Below are 19,814 nucleotides of genomic sequence, written 5' to 3' on the forward strand. Positions count from 1 at the left end.
CACCGGCCGCTAGCGCCGGTGTTTTTGTATCAATTCTGTTTCCCTCATTAGGCCACTCACTCTTCTTACTTTGAATACCTTTTCATACTGTGTATTGCGCTAGTAAGTGAGTAGGTGAGTAGGTGAGTAATCCGTCATTTTTGTGTAATACGCGCGTCATATTATTAATTATCATTTTTTTATCTGTATGAATTATGTCAATTAATGACCCTCAAGCAGTAGGTCGCAGCACATTTTTAAAACAAAGCAACTGGCGGCATTGGTTACTACTGGCGTTCTTAGTGTATGTCATGTTACTTGCGGTCAGCATGATAGGCAGTGGTTTCAAATATGCTACGGGCGACCATGCTAGAGAATTGTTTAGCTTTGCGTCAAACCCTGTGATGGGGCTTATTATAGGTATGGTGGCTACTGCGCTAATTCAATCATCAAGCACAGTAACGTCGATCATTGTTGGTATGGTGGCCGGTGGCCTTCCCATTACAATAGCCATACCTATGATGATGGGGGCAAATATCGGTACTAGTATTACTAATACATTGGTGAGCTTGGGCCATGTAGCTCGCAAAGAAGAATTTCAACGTGCGTTCAATGCCGCTACCATTCATGATTTCTTTAACGTTATGTCTGTGCTTATATTCTTACCGTTAGAAATGGCCTTCGGTATTTTAGAATATCTTAGCGGCGAAATCGTATCGCTGTTTAATACATCACAGGCGCTGGCCATTGCAGGAGTGAACCCTATCAAAGCCGCTACTCAGCCCGTGACGGATTTAGTAACTAGTCTACTTCAATTTTTACCTTCAATTTATCCAGGTGTAGCCAAAATAATAATTGGGATCGGCCTTATTATGTTGTCAATAACCTATATGGGCAAAATAATGAAGTCGCTCATGGTAGGCAAAGCGAAAGACCTTCTGCATAAAAGCATCGGAAAGGGCCCTATATCAGGCATCACTTCCGGTGCGATTATGACAGTGCTAGTGCAATCATCGTCTACCACTACCTCTTTAATGGTGCCATTGGTGGGTAGTGGTATTTTAAAAGCTAGAGATATTTACCCATTTACCCTCGGCGCTAACATCGGCACTTGTATCACCGCGCTCATTGCTGCGTTGGGCGTAGTGGGGGCGAATAGCGGGTTTGCACTTCAAATTGCGCTTGTGCACTTAATATATAACGTGCTCGGGGTAACACTCATTTATGGTATTCCGCTACTGAGGGAAATACCTCTTAACCTGTCCTACCGGCTATCTGTAATCGCGGCTGAGCAAAAGCTCTATGGTGCCGCTTATATTGGTGGGTTGTTCTTTGTATTGCCGTTAGGTGCCATATTCACTACCATGTAATGAACGAATATTTAATGAACGAACTAAGTGTCATTTTGTTACGAAGGCACTTTACCGTTAAAGGGGGTTTGCGTCGTGACGCTGATATATTGCGTAGCGGAATTTAGGTGTTTATTATTTGTTCATGGGATTCGTTGCTACAAACGTCAGGGGAATTATCGTGCCCAAAGATGACAAGCTACCTAAAAAAATTGATATAAACATTAAATTACTCACTATTCTTGCCACTATTGCACTGCTTTTGTTTACAGTCGTTACAATTTGGCGCTTTTAGGGAAAGCGGGTTAGTTACGCTATATTGTTAATCATTAAGTCAACAGCCAAATCAACAACGAAGTCAACCACCAAGTCAACCACGAATACTTTCGTTACTTGTTTAGGGGGATAGCTTTACAATGATACCTCGCGCAATAGCAATGATATGCGTTTTCCTTCCTTTTATTGCAGTGCATACTACGCTCTTAATCGGCATATTCGTGGGTAACCTTGAGCCCTGTAACCCTTACTGGTCAAGTTGCCATTCTATCAGTGCCACAGGTAGGCAATACCCTGAGTTCTTCGTTTTCAAGGCGTTACTTATTCCCACTGCGGTGCTAATGAGCGCATATTGGCTTTTGTTATATCAGTGGGTTCAACAAGTAACAGAGGGGGCTTACAAAGCTAAACCACTTGTTCTAATGGGTATTATCGCCAGTATCGCTTTGGTTATCTATACCGTTACGTTGGGAGCCGAAGGAAACGCATACGGACTGGCAAGGCGGATTGGCGTCATTTTTTACTTTGCCTTTAGTGCCTTCGCGCATTTATTGCTTCTAGGCTACGTAGACAAAGTCGATACGCATCATTTAAACATTGTCACTGAACAAAATAGACTTAGCATTAGCGCAACCATATTGATCGTTACTGCAATTTTTAGTGCGATAGTCGGCTACGTCTTTCCTGAGTTTTGGGATGAATGGGAGAATGCATACGAATGGTGGTTTTCGTTATTGATGATTAGCATGTTTTATCAGGTGGGTAGTATGTGGAAAAAAACACAGTTTTCACTTTCACTGTCTATTTCACCCCATATCTAGCTTGCGATAATACCTATTAAAAAGAGCGTTTTAGCTGTACGCTCCATTCCCACGCGTTGATGTTTTCGCTACTTGCAATAGGCTTAGCAATGTCGACATGAATGACCCCCGCGTTACTTGCTTTGTTTGAAAAAAACCTTGCTCCAACACCTATGCTGCTTAGCAGTGAAGTGTCTTCATTTAACCTAGCTTGCTCGCCATCAAACGCTCTGCCTGCATCAGCAAAGACTGCAAAGCCAACCTCGAATAGTTGATAAATACTATAGTTAGTATAGAAACGAACTTCAGCACTCGCAGAAATGCGATGATCGCCGTGTTGATATTGATTGGGGAAGCCACGAACACCACTGGAGTCATCAATAACAATAGGCCTGTCGAGAAACTGTCCAGAAGAAAACGTTGCATTTGCGCGAGCATAGAACCCAATGAGCGTTGAGCGTCTGTAAAAATATTCTGCACTGCTGTCGAAACGGATAAAATCCTTGACTCCCGCGTTGGTAATAGCATCAAAAGAAGCCTGCAGCATAAGCAATTGGTTATTGTTTAGCGCTATGCCTTTTCTTGTATCAATATGGGAATGTAAACCTAGACCATCATTTTCGTTATCAATTTCTACGCCCAGACGAGAGATAAAGCGAATACCCAAGTTAATATCTTCGGGTTGATTAATAAGATAAACGTCCTTCATGACCGTGATATCACGTTCGGCATATTCAAAACTTATCCAAGGGTAGAGAAAGTCACGAGACTCAGGCACCAATGAGGGATTTTGAGACGGGCTTTGTGGCGTCAGTGTAAACGCCGACTTGTCATAGGTCATTCCCACTGTGAGTCGCTTAGTCAGCACATTCCCCGACGTAAGACTCCAACCGTAAGCCGCCGTAAGCTCTTGCGCGTCAAGGCGATAGCTATTGCGAGTTGCGTTATTTTGAAAAATATCATCCTCGCGTAAAATATGGTTCGCTCTAACAAAATAACTGTATTGCGTGTTCAAATGATAAAACGGTTTATCAAATACTACACCGTATACTTCACCGTCCTCATTATCTTCTAAACGAAGTGATACGTTAGCATGACGAACCCAAGGAACAATTGAGGAAAAAGCAACTTGATATCCACTGCGCTGCTCATCTTTTGTGTAACGCGCTGTTGTGCGTATGCCTAATCCCAATAAGTTATCTTCTCTAACTCCAATGAGTACATTATTGTCTCCGCCGCTGCGGCTAAAGGAGAAGGTAGGGATCAACGACCAGTTGTCGTAAGTTTCTACACTAACATCAACTGTGTTGTCGTAGCAGTGATTGAACGTGCGAATTTCCGCATTTGCCAAAAAACGTTGCGCCCTTAATATGGCTTCAGCTTCTACAATATCTTCTTTGGTGACTTCGTCGCCTTCGTCAAAGGTTAACCTGTCGCGAATAATCATTGGTTTGGTAACAGTGTGCAGTGCATTCGCCCAAGTATGTAAAGCAATACTGTCTTTTGCATCTTCATCAAAGATGGAGTTGCGTTTGAGACTAATTGTATTTACCACGCGCTTATGTGGCCTACTATCTGTGCATTCTTTTTGAATATCTATTTCATTTTGCCCGACAGCAGGCAAGCACAAAAAGCACAGCATGAACGCACTGTAGCGTACTTGCCAAAGTCGACGAACATGGATGCTAGGAAAAAGCGGAGGTGTTCTTATCATTTTAGCGCTGCAATCAATTCAGAAGTAGCATTGGTGGCCACTTTGTTTATGCCGTGTAATCATAAGAATAATATAGATGATTTGCGCGAGTGAGAAAATTTTAAACTTTTTACACTAAGAGTGTGTTGGCCTTCACTGTGTTTAATTATTTCTCACGTCAATGTTTTCCTCATTTACGGTGGAACAAATGCAACTTATGTTGGTTAATGTGGAAGTATTAGGAATGTTGGGGTGTATCGATTCAATGCTTACATCGGTTATTGCAGATAACCTAACCCGAACAGAACACAAATCTGATAAAGAGTTAATAAGGCAGGGAGTGGGCAATGTATTTTCAATTATGTTTGGCGACTTACTTGGGGCCTGCGCAACCACGGAAACTGTGGTTAATATTCAAGCGGGGGCAGAAATGGCATTGCCGGTTGTCGCTCGCAAGATGAGCAACGAAGCCATATTGATTATTACGCCACAAACAGGGAAACAGCAGCTCATTCGTCTACTCAAACAAAGCGAGCTTACGCTCGCTTTTTCTGCTGTACTACTGAGGTACTCAAGGACGCTAAGGCTGAGAGTAGGTTAGTACTCGAACATCGCTGAGATTGACTCTTCATTGCTGATACGACGAATGGTTTCGGCCAGCATTTCAGATAATGTAAGCTGCTTTACTTTACCCATTTTGCGCATTTCAGTGCTTAACGGGATAGAGTCAGTAACTATAATCTCATCAATGACAGATTCGCGTAAATTCGTTACCGCATTTCCTGAGAAAATAGCGTGAGTCGCGTAAGCATACACTCTGCGAGCGCCGTGGGCCTTAAGTGCCTCAGCCGCTTTTGCAAGCGTACCGCCGGTATCAATCATGTCATCCACAATAATACAGTCGCGGTCTTTAACATCACCAATAATATTCATTACCTGAGCAACGTTCGCTTTAGGGCGGCGTTTATCAATAATGGCTAAGTCAGTGTCGTTGAGCAGCTTTGCTGTTGCACGAGCTCTTACTACACCACCAATATCCGGAGATACTACAACAGGGTCAGCAAAATCACGTCTTACCATGTCTGCAAGTAAGATAGGTGTACCAAACGCATTGTCTACTGGAACATCAAAGAACCCTTGAATTTGCTCGGCGTGAAGATCGATAGTAAGAACACGGTCAACACCCACGTTTGACAAGAAATCTGCCACAACTTTTGCAGTGATTGGTACTCTTGCTGAACGAACTCGACGGTCTTGACGAGCATAACCAAAGTAAGGAATTACCGCAGTAATACGGCCTGCAGATGCGCGGCGCAGTGCGTCGATCATCACAATAAGTTCCATCAGGTTATCGTTGGTAGGGGCACACGTAGACTGGATAATAAAAACGTCCGAGCCACGGACGTTTTCATGAATTTCTACGCTAATCTCACCGTCGCTGAAACGGCCAACTTTGGCATTTCCTAGCTTGGTGTAGAGACGGTCGGCGACTTTCTGGGCAAGTTCTGGTACGGCATTACCTGCAAAGAGCTTCATATCTGGCACAAGTGGTTTCCTCAGTGCGTTGATAAAAGAGATTTGGCTGGGATAGCAGGACTCGAACCTACGAATGGCGGGATCAAAACCCGCTGCCTTACCAACTTGGCTATACCCCAATTTTTAAGTTCTGTCCGATGTGGCGTTCACGCTATTATTATTGTTCTATTTTATTCAATAGTGGTGAGCTATTTACGCCCTTTGCAACAAACCCTTGCCAAGCGTTAGGCAATTTTGCCATAACCTGCTCTGCTGAAGTTTTGTCGGAAAAAGTAGCAAATACGCATGCACCTGTGCCCGTCATTCTCGACGGTGCGTAGTGTAACAACCACTGTAATAAATTTGCAACTTCCGGATGGCAATTCGCGACTAATTGCTGACAATCATTTCGAGTTTCTTCAAATTTATAGTCTTTCCACTGAATTGGCGGCGTATTTCTAGGCAGGTCAGGGTGGGTAAACACCGCGCCAGTGCTCACGTGTACATTAGGGTTTGCCACCAAATACCACTTTTCGTCTTGAGGAGCTGGCATGATGTCTTCGCCAACACCGCCAGCAAATGCTGTTTTGCCTCGTACAAAGATGGGTACATCTGCCCCAAGGGCTAAGCCTAATTGCGCCAGTTCGTCTTCACTTAGCTTGGTTTTCCATAGATAGTTAAGGGCTACTAACGCGGTAGCTGCATTTGATGAGCCCCCGCCAATACCGCCACCCATAGGCAAACGCTTATTCAAAGAGATGCTAACACCGAGCGGTGTTTTCGTTTTATTAGCGAGTAATTTGGCCGCTCGAATAATGAGATTTTCATCGTCAGGTACGCCTTCAAGGGGCGTTGCCATGGTTATTTTTCCATCATTAGTAACGTCAAAAGCAAGTTCATCACCATAATCGAGCATTTGAAACAGGCTTTGCAGCTGATGATACCCATTATCAAAACGGCCAAGTATATGTAAAAAGATATTCAGTTTTGCCGGTGAGGGCCACCACTGTAGCTTTTGTTCGCTGGTCTGAGATGCGCCATTAGCGTTAATGTTTTCTGTAGTAGCATTACCCTTTACAGAGCGAGTTATGGAAGAATCAGGTGCTAAAGAGTCTTTCATTTGCGAACTTTTCATTAAAGAATCAGCCATTCATAAATTTTTATTTTAAGTTGGGTCTGCGGTGCTAGTGGCGTTTCTGCTTGGGTAAGCGTTATGCTGTGTGGAAGCCATGCTCCGTTTTCTTCGTTACCTTTATCGGCACCCTTACTGGCCTCATCGGTATATACTTTGCCGTATTGGCCATATTTTACAGACCAATTGCTACAGCCCATACAGCCACTTTCAAGGGTATTAACAAGACCCTTGTCGGTAAGGGTAAAAGTATCATCTTTAAGAGGAAGCCCTTTTACCCAAGAGAGCAACGGCGCAACGGGTATGACAATGCCGGTTGTTTTGTAGATGAGTAATTCAGGATCTGCATCGTAGTAAGTTTCGCCATCGGCAGTTAAAGAGGACTGTTTACTGGTTACATTTAAGTCAACCATGCTTACGCCAAGAAAATTACTTAATCTAAAATCAAAATCACCTGAATCGTTTTTCCAGACTAAATTTAAACTCGCAGCCTCGTTGCCTTGCCTAAATGCGATTTTTCCACGCATTTGCCAGTGGCGAATTTCTGCCACTTTTTCTAATTGAGAAGTGAGGTTTACTGCGTGCTCTGGGCCCTTTGGAGCAGTTGTACAGGCACTTAAAAACACGCCCGTTAAAATTATTAAAGTAATTGCACGCCACATGGTGTGAAAAATTTCCCTGAGAGTTTAAGCGAAAACATCGCATATATTATGTGAACACAGTTTCACGAGCACTTTCAATCATTTTGGCTTTTTCGTACAATGCGCGTCCGACGTTGCCAGCATAGATTTTATGACTTTACTTGCCCTTGGCATAAACCACAAGACAGCACCAGTAGCACTTCGCGAAAAAGTGGCTTTTACACCAGATTCTCTGGTGGAGGCGCTTGCGAGCTTAAAAGCTGTGGACGGGGTTGATGAAAGTGTCATTGTGTCAACATGCAACCGAACCGAACTTTACGTCAATACGCAGGATGAGAGCGGCGAAAAAATCTTGCAGTGGCTCAGCGACTTTCATCATCTAGATGTAAAAGAGATTGAGAATAACAGTTACCTGCTCACAAAAGATGAGGCCGTTAAGCATATTATGCGCGTGGCAAGTGGCTTAGACTCGCTTATTCTTGGTGAACCGCAAATTCTAGGGCAAATTAAGCAAGCATTTGGTGATGCTAGGCATTCAGGGATGGTTAGCAGCGAGTTCGATAAGCTATTCCAGCATACCTTTAACGTGGCTAAACGCGTTCGAAGTGAAACCGATATTGGTGCAAACGCTGTGAGCGTTGCCTACGCCGCAGTGCAGTTAGCGAAACACATTTTTGCTGAATTGCCCAAACGCTCTGTACTTTTGGTGGGAGCAGGTGAAACCATCGAGTTGGTAGCTCAGCACTTAAAAGAGCAAGGTGTGAAGCATTTGGCCGTGGCCAATCGCACAGTGGCAAGAGCAGAGGCACTGGCACAAAAGCTCGATGCCACCGTGTATACGCTATCTCAAGTGCCCGAACACTTAAAAGAATTTGATATTGTTATTAGTTCAACTGCCAGTCAGCTTCCGTTAATAGGGAAGGGCATGGTGGAAAAAGCGCTCAAACAGCGTAAAAATATGCCTATGTTTCTCGTTGACCTCGCTGTACCAAGAGATATTGAGTCTGAAGTGAATGAGTTAGGCGATGCATACCTTTATACCGTTGATGATCTTCAGCATATTGTTCAGAAAAATTTAGAAAACAGAGAACAAGCCGCGCAAGAAGCACAAAAGCTCATCGATAAACAAGCTAGCGACTACATGGCCTGGAAACAGTCTCAGCAGTCTATAGATTTAGTTAAGCAATACCGTCAAAAAGGGCTACTGCACCGAGACGATATTGTTGAAAAAGCAAAAGCACAGCTTGAAGAAGGCAAAAGCGCAGACCTTGTATTAGAGGAAATGGCGTATAAGCTAACCAATACATTGCTGCATCCAACAACATTGGCACTGCGTGAAGCAGCTAAGCATGACGACCCGTCGTTGAGTCGTTGGATGGGACAGGCATTAGATTTATCTGATAACTCATCAGATGAAAATAAATAAGGTAATAAGAAAAATATGAAAGAGTCGGTCGTTAGAAAACTCGAACACCTCGTTGAGCGTTTCGAAGAAGTTCAGGCTTTACTTGGAGATCCTGACGTTATCGGCAATCAGGACAAGTTTCGCAATTTGTCAAAAGAGTTCAGTCAGCTTGAAGGTGTTGTTGATGGCTTTAATGCTTATCAAAAGGCACAGGAAGACCTTGCCTCAGCACAAGAGATGATGAACGAAGATGATGCCGAAATGCGTGAAATGGCGCAGGAAGAATACAAAGACGCAAAAGCTGAAATAGAGCGCCTTGAAACCGATCTTCAGTTGCTTCTGCTGCCAAAAGACCCTAACGACGACAATAACTGCTTTTTAGAAGTGCGAGCAGGTGCGGGTGGTGATGAAGCGGGTATTTTTGCCGGCGATCTGTTCCGCATGTACAGCCGTTATGCAGAAGCCAAAGGTTGGCGTGTAGAATTAATTAACGCCAATGAAGGTGAGCACGGCGGATACAAAGAAGTGGTTGCTAATATTAGCGGTGAAGGCGTTTACGGTAATTTAAAATTTGAGTCTGGCGGACACCGTGTTCAGCGCGTACCGGAAACTGAGTCTCAAGGCCGTATTCATACATCAGCGTGTACGGTAGCGATATTACCTGAAATTCCTGAATCTGAAGCCATTGAAATTAACCCTGCTGAACTTCGAATAGACACTTTCCGCGCCTCGGGAGCGGGTGGTCAGCACGTTAACAAAACCGATTCTGCTATTCGAATTACTCACTTGCCCTCGGGACTTGTTGTAGAGTGTCAAGACGAGCGTTCTCAGCATAAAAACCGTGCGAAGGCCATGTCAGTATTGCAGGCTAGATTGAACCAAATTGAAGAAGAGAAGCGTGCGGCGGATGAAGCGTCTACGCGTAAGAGTTTGGTGGGAAGTGGCGATCGTTCAGAGCGCATCAGAACCTACAATTTCCCACAGGGACGAGTAACAGATCATAGAATCAACCTGACTATCTATCGTTTAGATGAGGTTATTGCTGGTGATTTAAGTCAACTTATCAATCCTATTTTGCAGGAACACCAAGCAGACTTACTTGCGTCTTTATCTGACGAATAGCATGCGTATTGATGAAGCCCTGAAATGGGCTGTTGCGTTGTTAGAGGGCGGGGAATCGCCCTCTGTCGATGCTAAAGTACTGCTAGCCAATGCCCTTAACGTAAATCAAACCTATTTGTTTACTTGGCCCGATAACGTACTGGATAGCCAATCGCTGTGCACTTTTCAAACAGCGGTGGAACGCAGGCGTCTTGGCGAACCCGTGGCGTATATTATTGGCGAGCGGGATTTTTGGACGCTCAAGTTAGCCACATCTCCTCATACTCTTATACCTAGACCCGATACAGAAGTACTGGTAGAGCAAGTGCTCAAGCGCATACCCAGCGACGTTAATGAACAATCGACCTGTTCTTTTTCTATATGTGATTTGGGAACGGGTACGGGGGCTATAGCGCTAGCGCTGGCATCGGAGCTGCCTCATATACAGGTGACTGGGGTAGATTTTAAGGCGCAGGCTGTAGCGCTAGCCCAACAAAATGCCGTAAACAATGGCATAGAGAACGTCACATTTTTACAAAGTGATTGGTTTAGTGAACTCAAAGCCAAGCAGTTTAATATTATTGTCTCTAACCCGCCTTATATTGAAGACACCAGTGCTTATCTATTACAAGGCGATGTAACGTTTGAGCCTAAATCGGCGCTAACATCGGGCGAAGATGGCCTTCGTGATATTCGACACATTATTAGTGTCTCTCAAGCGCATTTGTTAACAGGTGGGTTACTTGCATTTGAACACGGTTTCAATCAGGGCGCTGCGGTGGGTGAATTACTCAGTAAGGCTGGCTTCAGTAATATCGAAACAATTAAAGACTACGGTGGGAACGACAGGGTAACCCTTGGCCGCTGCTACTAAAAGTTTTTACACGGCCCGGTGAAAGAATGTACATTAAGGACTATTCTCTTTCGGTAGCGATAATAAAAATATAAAGGAAATATGCCCGATGAATGACGACTTTCTTTTTGCAGAGGATGAAAAAGATACCAGTACTGAAAATTTTGGCAGTTGGAAAATACTGATTGTCGACGACGAACCTGAGGTTCATACCGTCACAAAGCTTGTACTCAATGACTTCATCTTAAACGGAAAAACCATAGAGTTTATTAGTGCAAATAGCGGCGAAGAAGCAAAAGCCATGTTCCGCGAGCACAACGACATTGCTGTGGTGTTACTTGACGTGGTTATGGAAACCGACGACGCTGGTCTGCAAGTAGCAAATTACGTTCGCAATGAATTGGATAATCATTTCACTCGCATCATTTTGCGCACCGGACAGCCTGGTCAAGCGCCAGAGAAAGACGTCATCATTAATTACGACATTAACGATTATAAATCGAAAACAGAACTAACAGCGCAAAAGCTCTTCACTGTCATTATTGCGGCCCTACGCTCGTACCGCGATATAATGGTGATCGAAGAAAATAGAGCTGGCCTTGAGAAAATTATCGATGCGTCTGTGGATTTATTTTCTTCCCAGTCTTTAGAAAAATTTATGCAGGGTATAATCCAACAGCTAGCGTCTATCCTTGGTTGTTCAAAAGATGCGGCCTACATTACAACGGCTGTGGCGACGACATCACGCACTCTTGATGTCAGCAATAATAAACGGGATGACGACGAACTGTATGTTTTTGCCGGCAATGGTGAATACTCTGCTAAAGAGGGGGTGGCGCTCAAAAACGCAGTTAGCGATAAAGAATATGCATTGTGCGTGCAGGCGATGCAGGACAAGCAAATAGTATACGCAGACGATCACGTTGTGGCGTATTGCAATAGTAAGTCACATAAGGGGGCGTTACTTTATCTTTCTGGGTTGCCTAGACGGTTATGTGAAAGCGATAAGCACCTTATCAAGCGTTTTTCTAACAGCGTTCAGTTGGCCTTCGATAACGTACTAAAAACCGTAGACTTAGAAGGCACGCAAAGAGAAATCATTGAGCGCTTAGGGCACGCACTAGAGCATGAGTCTAGTGATGCAAACCACATTAAGCGCATGGCTGAAATGGCTGGGCTGATGGCTAGTAAACTGTCAATGCCAGAGCAAGAAATTGATACGTTCAAACTTGCAGTATCGCTACACGATGTAGGCACTTCACACGTACCTAGAGCGATATTGCATAAAACGACAGAGTTAACAGACGATGATATTTTTGCTATCCGCCAGCATGCTGAGTTTGGCTACCAAATTCTAAAGGATTCTTCTCGCCCTACCATTCAGCTCGCGGCTACCCTAGCGCGTCAGCATCATGAGCGATGGGATGGGGAAGGGTATCCAGAAGGCTTAAAGGGCGAAGAAATTGATCAAAAAAGTCGCATTGCAACGCTGATTGATGTGTTCGACGCTTTGCTTAATGAACGACCTTACAAGCCAGCTTGGAGCGTTGAAAAGGTAGTTAATACATTAAAAGAAGAAAGTGGACGGCACTTTGAGCCAACATTGGTTACTCGCTTACTTAATAATTTACCTGCGTTTCTGGCTATTCAGGCGCAGTACCCCAATAAAAATCGATAACAGGAATATTCAATATGTACATGATGGCGAAACACCTTCACTTGACCGCAGTAGTGCTCAGTATTCTCTTCTTTATCTTTCGGTTTGTGTGGGCGCAATTTGATGCCACCGTATTGGCCAAAAAATGGATAAAAATCTTACCTCATATTATTGATACTATATTGCTTGGCAGTGCGCTTTGGCTCTGTGTCATTTTATCTCAATATCCATTTGTTAATGCATGGCTTACCTTCAAACTATTTGGCGTTGTTCTGTACATCGTGTTTGGTTTGTTTGCGCTTAAAAAAGCAAAAACGGCTGCAGGCCGCTGGGGCTTTTTCATAGCAGCATTGGCTGTGCTTATGGCAACGGCAATGGTTGCGGTCACCAAGCAACCACTTTTCTAGAATTCGTTATCGGAAGTCATAATGTCTGAATCTAAACAAGTAATTCGCGTTGGTAATGTTGACGTTGCCAACCATCTTCCCTTCGTGCTTTTTGGCGGAATGAATGTATTGGAGTCGAGAGACTTAGCAATGCGTATAGCTGAACACTATGTTGAAGTAACGCAAAAACTCAATATTCCCTACGTGTTCAAGGCGTCGTTTGATAAGGCAAATCGCTCTTCGGTTACCTCATACCGCGGCCCGGGTATGGAAGAGGGCCTGCGTATTTTTGAAGAGATTAAATCTACTTTCAATGTGCCGCTTATCACCGACGTACATGAACCTCATCAAGCTGCGCCAGTGGCAGAAGTGGTTGATGTAATCCAGCTACCGGCCTTTCTAGCTCGGCAGACCGATTTGGTGGTCGCTATGGCGAAAACCGGTAACGTGATCAACGTTAAAAAGCCTCAGTTTTTAGCACCCCATGAAATGCGTCATATCATAGGTAAACTCAGTGAAGCAGGTAACGACAAGGTTATTCTGTGCGAACGAGGCAGCAGCTTTGGCTATAACAACTTGGTGGTTGATATGCTGGGTATGGATGCAATGAAAGCCTATGCACCGGTAATATTTGATGCGACCCATGCGCTTCAAATGCCAGGCGGCAGAGCAACATCGGCGGACGGTCGTCGTGCGCAAGCGGCACAGTTGGCAAGAAGTGGAATGGCGTTAGGTTTGGGCGGTTTGTTCATTGAAGCCCATCCTAATCCTGATGAAGCAAAATGCGATGGCCCGTGTGCGTTGCCACTGTCTAAACTTGAGCCTTACTTGCAGCAAATGCAAGCATTAGACGAACTCGTGAAGGGCTTTGATACCTTAGACACAAGTAATTCTTAATTGGGTAAATAATTTTAAGGAAGGCTGATGACGTATGCCGGTGAATGACACCGGCATCCGGATCAGGTGTGAAGAGATTTTATTCGCCGCTAGCGACGTCAGTTGTCTTTTCACCTTTGGACCTTTCAACTTTAGATTCTTCGCTGTTATAAAAAGCGAGCAAGCTGTTGTGCAGCGAGATTTGAGTTTCTTCTAATAGTATTGCCTTAGACTGTTTTTTAACAACAATGTGCGCGTCATTCGCTGGCAATACGTCTGCCATTTTCACATTGGTCATAGCAGTATTAATAAGAGAGGAAAGATTGATCTTTTCTGGTTGTACGTTAGCATTCGCAGCAGCGCTTACAAACGCCATAACTGATACACTTGCAAGAAGTAGTTTTTTCATTTTCACACCTAATAAAAATAATTTAATAAAATGCGTTTATTTGTTAAAAAGATTAACAAATAAACATCATAAAACACTGAAATTAAAAGTTCTTTTTAAATTTCGAGTAAATTGTAGTCAGTTTTAGTAAAGAGCGAAAGCGATTAAAAGTATGGGTTGCCATTAGTTTATCTAATGCTATTGTCATTTACAGGTAACATTGGATCAAAAATACGGTATGCATCGACGTCTCCCCCCGCTAAATGCACTAAAAGCCTTCGAGGCTGCAGCTCGTCACCTGAGTTTTACCAATGCTGCAGATGAACTATTTGTCACGCAGGCAGCAGTAAGCCATCAAATAAAAGCCCTTGAAGAATACTTATCAATGAAATTGTTTCTAAGGCGTAATAGAACCTTGCTGCTTACCGAAGAGGGCCAGGCCTATTTTCTTGAGTTGAAAGACATTTTTAAGCACCTACAAGACGCTACAGAGCGATTGCTTGCCAAAGGCAGCAAAGGCGCAATTACGGTGGCAATGCCACCGAGTTTTGCCAGTCAGTGGTTGGTGCCCCGTATAAGTAAATTTAGCTTGGCACATCCTGATATTGATGTGCGTATTAAAGCCGTTGATTTTGACGAGGGCTTTTTGGCTGATGATGTTGATGTAGCTATCTACTATGGCAAAGGGCGCTGGACTGGATTGCAGGCCGACCAGCTTCATCGTGAGTTTTTAACGCCACTTTGTTCACCCATGTTATTTCAGGGGCCAAAGCCGCTTTCTACTTTATCCGACTTGCGACACCATGTACTGCTTCATGATATGAGCAGAGCCGCATGGAAAAACTGGTTGAAGCACGTAGATGTGCTTGGGGTGAATGTAAATCAAGGGCCGGTGTTTAGCCACTCAATGTTAGTGCTGCAAGCAGCTGCGCTAGGACAGGGAATTGCGCTAGGTAATACTATACTCGCGCGCCCAGAAATTGAGGCAGGGCGATTAGTTATGCCTTTTGAAGAGCGCGTTGAGAGTAAAGATGCGTTTTATCTGGTATGTGAAGAGACGCAGGCAGAACTTGGCAAAATTGCTGCCTTTAGAGAGTGGATCCTCGCTCTGGTAGAAGAAGAGATGGACAATGTTTGATATTGAAATAAAACGCTCAGACTTTCCAATAGCCCAATTGATATTAGGTCATGGTGCTGGGTCGGGTAAAGAGCACGAGTTTATGCAGACTATGTCAGCGCTTTTTGTTGAGCGAAATATAGATGTGGTGTTATTTAACTTTCCCTATATGCAAACCATCAAAGAAACAGGTAAACGCCGGCCTCCAGATAAAGCTGAAAAGTTGCTTCAGCATTTTCATGACGTAGTGACGTATATTGAAACTAGCTCCGTTAAAACTAGTTCTGTTGAAACTAGCACGCTAAAACAAACCGATGGAGAGAATAAGCAAGCTTCTCTCCCTACTTTCATAGGAGGCAAGTCTATGGGAGGGCGCATGGCAACTATGAGCATAGAAGACATACCATCCGTAAAGGGGGCCATTGCCTTTGGTTATCCTTTTCATCCACCGGGAAAACCGGAGAAAACCCGCACTGACCATCTACAAGCAGTGAACAAGCCGCTACTCATTGTGCAGGGAGAGAGGGACACCTTTGGTACTAAAAGCGAAGTGGCGGGGTATGCCTTGTGTCCATCTATCGAAATCTCTTTTCTCGCCGATGGCGATCACAGTTTTAAACCGCGAAAAGCCAGTGGATTTACCCAAGAGGCTCATATAAAAGCAGCTGTGGATATGGCATGTGATTTTATCATTAAGACTGTAAAAGGACATGTGGATGACTAACCCAGAGCCGGTTATAACACCTCAGTTAAAAGCGGACACTACCGTGGCTAAGGTGTATGTGATTATTGGCGCTGCAGCTGCCGGTTTGGCGGTAGTGCTAGGCGCCTTTGCTGCACATGGGCTTAAAGCGCTATTGTCTCCAAGTGAGCTAATCACCTTTGAAACCGGTGTTCGCTATCAGATGTATCATGGCATTGCACTGTTGTGCTTACCAGGCCTTGCTGCACTGTTATCTGCTAAATGGGCAAACCGCGTTGCCAGGTGTTTTGTCACCGGATGTGTTTTGTTTAGCGGTAGCCTTTATGTGTTAGCAACAACAGGCATTAAATGGTTTGGGCCAATTACACCACTAGGCGGTGTGTTTTTTATCGTTGGCTGGATTTTGCTTATTGTCGCGTTAGTCAAAGGTAAAAATTAACACAAGCTGGACCTGCTTCGTCAGAACACACGCGAATCTAATAAATATAAGAAACGAGCAACAGATAAATACTATTAATGGCTAAGCACTATTAATAGGCGAAAATCAGCAATGGGTAAAAACGAGCAATGAGTAATAAAAGCGTACTGGCGTATTGTCGGCCCGGGTATGAAAACGATACCGCTAATGAAATGACCACTCGCTACGGTGAAGTGGGCCTTTACGGCTATCCGGTATCAAAGAAAAACAGCGGCTTTGTGTTGTATCACATATACGACGAGGGGCAGTTAAGTCAAGCAGCTAGCCAATTCGCGGTAAAAGAAACAGTATTTCCACGTCAGCTTATCGCCGTTCTTGCTTCACTTGAAGACATAGAAAAAGAAGACCGTGTAGGTCAAGTATTAGAATGCCTAAAAGATATCGAAAAGCCATTTTCTCTTTTTGGCGCTATCGATGTGGAATACCCTGATACAGAAGACGGTAAAACCCTCGCTAAGTTTTGTAAGAAGTTTACTGTGCCGCTGCGTCAGGCCTTGCGCAAGGCGGGTTGGCTTACCGCTAAAGAAAACACAGGTAAAGCGAAGCTGCATATATTCTTTGAGTCTTTTGAAACCTGTTATATCGGGTATTCATTGCCAACGCATGCAAGTAAAGATCACTTGGGTATATGTCGCCTAAAGTTTCCAATCGATGCGCCAAGTCGCTCTACGCTGAAACTTGAAGATGCGCTGGTTAATATGTTGAGTGCTGAGCAACAACAAAAAGTACTGCGTACCGGCGGGCGGGCAGTGGACCTTGGCGCGTGTCCCGGTGGCTGGACTTATCAGCTTGTTAAGCGGGGCATGTATGTGGAGGCCATTGATAACGGTTTAGTGGCCGACACATTAATGCAAACTGGTCTGGTTGAGCACCATGCGGTTGACGGCTTTACATATAAACCACAATTTGGTCGCGTCGATTTACTAGTGTGTGATATGATAGAGCAACCCGATCGGGTAGCAAAGTTAATGGGCGATTGGCTAGTTAAGCACTGGGCAACACACGCAATTTTTAATTTAAAGCTTCCGATGAAACGGCGCTTTGAGACAGTCGAAGAGGCTGTAGCGTTGATTAAGACGCGATTGAACGCATTGGAAGATGGGTTCTCGGTCAAGGTGAGGCATCTCTACCACGATAGAGATGAGGTTACAGTAACAATAGTGCGCACTTCAAAAGATGAGGTGTGATTTTGTTATTTTTAAAAAATGTCAGCAGTTTTTAAATTGTTGATTTTAAAGAAGAAGAATTAATGGTGGCTTGATTTCGTGCGGCCGATTTATCGGTTTGTACTAAAAAAGGTATAAATTTGGTACAGAAATCCTTATAATCCAGCCGATTTTTTACTCTGAACCAATTGAAAGTGAACTAATGTCAGACTTATCTCATTACAGAAACATTGGTATTTTCGCCCACGTAGACGCGGGTAAAACTACCACAACAGAACGTATTTTGAAGCTAACTGGTAAAATCCATAAAACCGGTGAGGTTCACGATGGTGAATCAACTACCGACTTCATGGAACAAGAAGCCGAGCGTGGTATTACTATCCAGTCTGCAGCAGTAAGCTGTTTCTGGAAGGATCACCGTTTCAACGTTATTGATACTCCTGGACACGTTGACTTCACAGTTGAAGTTTACCGTTCACTTAAAGTACTCGACGGCGGTATCGGTGTATTCTGTGGTTCTGGTGGTGTTGAGCCACAATCAGAAACTAACTGGCGTTATGCTAACGAATCGGAAGTTGCACGTATCATTTTCGTTAACAAACTTGACCGTATGGGCGCTGACTTTTACCGCGTAAAAGAGCAAGTGCGTAAAGTACTTGGTGCGGTTCCACTCGTTATGACGTTACCTATTGGTATCGAAGATGACTTCGTTGGTGTTGTAGACGTTCTTGAGAAGAAAGCATACGTTTGGGATGACACTGGTCTTCCAGAAAACTACGAAATTAAAGACGTTCCAGAAGACATGGTAGACCTTTTAGAAGAGTACCATGAGCAGCTTATCGAAACTGCTGTAGAGCAAGACGATGACCTAATGGAAGCGTACATGGAAGGTGAAACTCCTTCTGTAGAAGATATCAAGCGTTGTATCCGTAAAGGTACTCGCGACCTTGCTTTCTTCCCGACATACTGTGGTTCAGCATTCAAAAACAAAGGTGTTCAACTAGTACTTGACGCTGTTGTTGATTACCTACCATCTCCTACAGAAGTTGACCCTCAGCCTCTAATGGACGAAGAAGGTAATGAAAACGGTAAGCACGCGATTGTTTCTGCTGATGAAACATTCAAAGCGTTAGCATTCAAAATTATGGATGACCGTTTCGGTGCACTAACATTCGTACGTATTTACTCTGGTAAACTGAACAAGGGTGACACCATCCTTAACTCGTTCACAGGTAAAACTGAGCGTGTTGGACGTATGGTTGAAATGCAAGCTGACGAGCGTATCGAACTATCTAGCGCACAAGCGGGTGACATCATCGCTATCGTTGGTATGAAGAACGTTCAAACTGGTCACACACTGTGCGACCCGAAAGACAAAGTAACTCTTGAGCCAATGGTTTTCCCAACTCCAGTAATCTCGATTGCTGTTCAGCCTAAAGATAAAGGCGGAAATGAGAAGATGGGTATTGCTATCGGTAAGATGATTGCAGAAGATCCGTCTTTCCAAGTTGAAACCGATGAAGATTCAGGCGAAACCATCCTTAAAGGTATGGGTGAGCTTCACTTAGACATCAAAGTAGACATTCTTAAGCGTACTTACGGCGTTGACCTTATTGTTGGTCAGCCACAGGTTGCTTACCGTGAAACTATCACGCAAGCAGTTGAAGATAGCTACACGCACAAGAAACAGTCTGGTGGTTCTGGTCAGTTCGGTAAAATTGATTACCGCATCAAGCCTGGTGAGCAAGGTTCTGGCTTTACGTTCAACTCAACAGTTGTTGGTGGTAACGTACCTAAAGAATTCTGGCCTGCAGTAGAGAAGGGCTTTAAGTCAATGATGGGTGAAGGTGTTCTTGCCGGCTTCCCAGTACTAGACGTTGAAGTTGAACTTTACGACGGTGGATTCCACGCAGTAGATTCATCTGCTATCGCATTTGAAATTGCAGCAAAAGGCGCATTCCGTCAGTCTATTCCAAAAGCAGGTGCACAACTTCTTGAGCCAATCATGAAAGTTGATGTATTTACTCCGGAAGATCACGTTGGTGACGTAATCGGTGACCTTAACCGTCGTCGTGGTATGCTAAGTGACCAAGAAGCTGGTTTAACTGGCGTTCGCATTAAAGCAGACGTACCGTTATCAGAAATGTTTGGTTACATCGGTTCACTACGTACAATGACGTCAGGTCGTGGTCAATTCTCTATGGAATTCAGCCATTACGCCCCATGTCCAGGTAACGTATCTGACAAAGTTATTGAAGAAGCGAAAGCACGTAAAGCCGCTAAGTAATTAGTGCTTTAC

General features: G+C 44.1%; 19 protein-coding genes and 1 tRNA gene. 14 read left to right on the forward strand and 6 right to left on the reverse strand.

Annotated features, from left to right (window positions below; all coding sequences use genetic code 11):
* The first annotated feature begins 194 nt into the window (after window positions 1-194).
* Together V7R39_RS04170 and V7R39_RS04175 are read left to right on the forward strand one after the other, a co-directional pair.
* Complete coding sequence (locus V7R39_RS04170; RefSeq protein ID WP_334028477.1) at window positions 195-1,349, forward strand: Na/Pi symporter; 1,155 nt, start codon at window positions 195-197, stop codon at window positions 1,347-1,349.
* Window positions 1,350-1,744: 395 nt separating this feature from the next.
* Complete coding sequence (locus V7R39_RS04175; RefSeq protein ID WP_334028479.1) at window positions 1,745-2,425, forward strand: hypothetical protein; 681 nt, start codon at window positions 1,745-1,747, stop codon at window positions 2,423-2,425.
* 16 nt (window positions 2,426-2,441) lie between these two features.
* On the opposite strand, the gene V7R39_RS04180 is transcribed toward V7R39_RS04175, so the two are convergent.
* On the reverse strand, window positions 2,442-4,118 hold the full coding sequence (locus tag V7R39_RS04180; protein ID WP_334028481.1) for a BamA/TamA family outer membrane protein: 1,677 nt from the start codon (window positions 4,116-4,118) through the stop codon (window positions 2,442-2,444).
* Between the two features lie 187 nt (window positions 4,119-4,305).
* Here V7R39_RS04180 and V7R39_RS17785 point away from each other — a divergent pair, with 187 nt between their 5' ends.
* A complete protein-coding gene (locus tag V7R39_RS17785; protein ID WP_438823509.1) occupies window positions 4,306-4,698 on the forward strand; it encodes a SulP family inorganic anion transporter in 393 nt (130 codons plus the stop codon).
* On the opposite strand, the gene V7R39_RS04190 is transcribed toward V7R39_RS17785, so the two are convergent.
* The 4 genes from V7R39_RS04190 to lolB form a co-directional block, all read right to left on the reverse strand.
* On the reverse strand, window positions 4,695-5,633 hold the full coding sequence (locus V7R39_RS04190; RefSeq protein ID WP_334029115.1) for a ribose-phosphate pyrophosphokinase: 939 nt from the start codon (window positions 5,631-5,633) through the stop codon (window positions 4,695-4,697). The two genes, V7R39_RS17785 and V7R39_RS04190, sit on opposite strands and share 4 nt — an antisense overlap.
* A 43-nt stretch (window positions 5,634-5,676) precedes the next feature.
* Window positions 5,677-5,752 (reverse strand) — tRNA-Gln (locus V7R39_RS04195).
* A 38-nt stretch (window positions 5,753-5,790) separates the two neighbouring features.
* The gene (gene ispE, locus V7R39_RS04200; protein WP_334028483.1) at window positions 5,791-6,732 is read right to left on the reverse strand and encodes a 4-(cytidine 5'-diphospho)-2-C-methyl-D-erythritol kinase; all 942 of its coding nucleotides are present in this window, start codon (window positions 6,730-6,732) and stop codon (window positions 5,791-5,793) included.
* 14 nt (window positions 6,733-6,746) lie between these two features.
* Window positions 6,747-7,406, reverse strand: a complete 660-nt coding sequence (gene lolB / locus V7R39_RS04205) for a lipoprotein insertase outer membrane protein LolB (protein WP_334028484.1) — start codon at window positions 7,404-7,406, stop codon at window positions 6,747-6,749.
* Window positions 7,407-7,536: 130 nt separating this feature from the next.
* Between lolB and hemA the strand changes: the two genes are divergently transcribed.
* The 6 genes from hemA (at window position 7,537) to kdsA (ending at window position 13,684) form a co-directional block, all read left to right on the forward strand.
* A complete protein-coding gene (gene hemA, locus V7R39_RS04210; RefSeq protein ID WP_287008450.1) occupies window positions 7,537-8,811 on the forward strand; it encodes a glutamyl-tRNA reductase in 1,275 nt (424 codons plus the stop codon).
* A 15-nt stretch (window positions 8,812-8,826) separates the two neighbouring features.
* Window positions 8,827-9,912: a peptide chain release factor 1 gene (gene prfA / locus V7R39_RS04215; protein WP_287008451.1), complete on the forward strand. Its 1,086-nt coding sequence runs from the start codon at window positions 8,827-8,829 to the stop codon at window positions 9,910-9,912.
* Window position 9,913: 1 nt separating this feature from the next.
* Window positions 9,914-10,765: a peptide chain release factor N(5)-glutamine methyltransferase gene (prmC, locus tag V7R39_RS04220; RefSeq protein ID WP_334028490.1), complete on the forward strand. Its 852-nt coding sequence runs from the start codon at window positions 9,914-9,916 to the stop codon at window positions 10,763-10,765.
* An 88-nt stretch (window positions 10,766-10,853) separates the two neighbouring features.
* Complete coding sequence (locus V7R39_RS04225) at window positions 10,854-12,422, forward strand: DUF3369 domain-containing protein (protein WP_334028492.1); 1,569 nt, start codon at window positions 10,854-10,856, stop codon at window positions 12,420-12,422.
* 14 nt (window positions 12,423-12,436) lie between these two features.
* Entirely contained in the window at window positions 12,437-12,808 is a 372-nt protein-coding gene (locus V7R39_RS04230; RefSeq protein ID WP_032095010.1) for a SirB2 family protein, read from the forward strand.
* A 21-nt stretch (window positions 12,809-12,829) separates the two neighbouring features.
* Window positions 12,830-13,684: a 3-deoxy-8-phosphooctulonate synthase gene (gene kdsA / locus V7R39_RS04235; protein ID WP_334028497.1), complete on the forward strand. Its 855-nt coding sequence runs from the start codon at window positions 12,830-12,832 to the stop codon at window positions 13,682-13,684.
* A gap of 79 nt (window positions 13,685-13,763) precedes the next feature.
* On the opposite strand, the gene V7R39_RS04240 is transcribed toward kdsA, so the two are convergent.
* Window positions 13,764-14,072, reverse strand: a complete 309-nt coding sequence (locus tag V7R39_RS04240; RefSeq protein ID WP_334028500.1) for a hypothetical protein — start codon at window positions 14,070-14,072, stop codon at window positions 13,764-13,766.
* A gap of 217 nt (window positions 14,073-14,289) precedes the next feature.
* On the opposite strand from V7R39_RS04240, the gene V7R39_RS04245 reads away from it, so the two are divergent.
* From V7R39_RS04245 to fusA, 5 genes are all read left to right on the forward strand, one after another.
* The gene (locus tag V7R39_RS04245; protein ID WP_032095012.1) at window positions 14,290-15,189 is read left to right on the forward strand and encodes a transcriptional regulator GcvA; all 900 of its coding nucleotides are present in this window, start codon (window positions 14,290-14,292) and stop codon (window positions 15,187-15,189) included.
* Entirely contained in the window at window positions 15,182-15,892 is a 711-nt protein-coding gene (locus tag V7R39_RS04250) for an alpha/beta family hydrolase (protein WP_334028503.1), read from the forward strand. Before V7R39_RS04245 ends, V7R39_RS04250 begins: the two co-directional genes overlap by 8 nt.
* Window positions 15,885-16,310, forward strand: coding sequence for a DUF423 domain-containing protein (locus V7R39_RS04255; RefSeq protein ID WP_334028505.1), 426 nt, complete (start codon window positions 15,885-15,887; stop codon window positions 16,308-16,310). Before V7R39_RS04250 ends, V7R39_RS04255 begins: the two co-directional genes overlap by 8 nt.
* 128 nt (window positions 16,311-16,438) lie before the next feature.
* Complete coding sequence (rlmM, locus tag V7R39_RS04260) at window positions 16,439-17,536, forward strand: 23S rRNA (cytidine(2498)-2'-O)-methyltransferase RlmM (RefSeq protein WP_334028507.1); 1,098 nt, start codon at window positions 16,439-16,441, stop codon at window positions 17,534-17,536.
* A gap of 181 nt (window positions 17,537-17,717) precedes the next feature.
* Window positions 17,718-19,802 (forward strand): elongation factor G, encoded by a 2,085-nt coding sequence (fusA, locus tag V7R39_RS04265; RefSeq protein ID WP_163105555.1) that lies wholly within the window; start codon window positions 17,718-17,720, stop codon window positions 19,800-19,802.
* Window positions 19,803-19,814: the final 12 nt, after the last annotated feature.

Origin of the sequence: Alteromonas sp. P256, from assembly GCF_036864455.1 — a bacterium.
GTDB lineage: Bacteria > Pseudomonadota > Gammaproteobacteria > Enterobacterales > Alteromonadaceae > Alteromonas.